General features: G+C 65.6%; 1 protein-coding gene. It reads right to left on the reverse strand.

The genetic code is table 11. The features are described 5' to 3' along the window. Positions 1 to 453: gamma-glutamyltransferase (locus KDL01_RS47210; protein ID WP_212534278.1), on the reverse strand; the 453-nt coding region annotated here is incomplete at both ends.

Consider the following 453-nt stretch of genomic DNA (forward strand, 5'->3'; position numbering starts at 1 on the left):
AGCCTACTGCGTGGCCGTCGCGGCGGCTGTCGCTGGCGGCCACGTAGCCGTGGTCGGCATCGTCCGACAGGCGCCAGATGAACTGGCCAGAGCCGAAATCCATGTACGGATCGGCCACCGATTCGAGCTTGTGCCCGCGTGCTTCCAGCGCGGCGACGGTCTTGCCGTTCATCGTGCCTTCCACGTCCAGCGTGAAATCGCGGTTGACCTTCCAGCGCGGTGCATCGCACGCGGCCTGCGGCTGCTGCTTGTAATCGAGCATGCGCACGAGCGTCTGCAGGTGGCCTTGCGGCTGCATGTCGCCGCCCATCACGCCAAAGCTCATCTGCGGCTGGCCGTCCTTGGTCAGGAACGCCGGGATGATGGTGTGGAATGGCCGCTTGCCGCCTTCCACCACGTTGGCCGAGCGCGCGTCCATCGAAAAACCGAAGCCGCGATTCTGCAGGCTGATGC

Origin of the sequence: Actinospica durhamensis, assembly GCF_018139695.1 — a bacterium.
In the GTDB taxonomy this organism is placed as follows: domain Bacteria; phylum Actinomycetota; class Actinomycetes; order Streptomycetales; family Catenulisporaceae; genus Actinospica; species Actinospica durhamensis.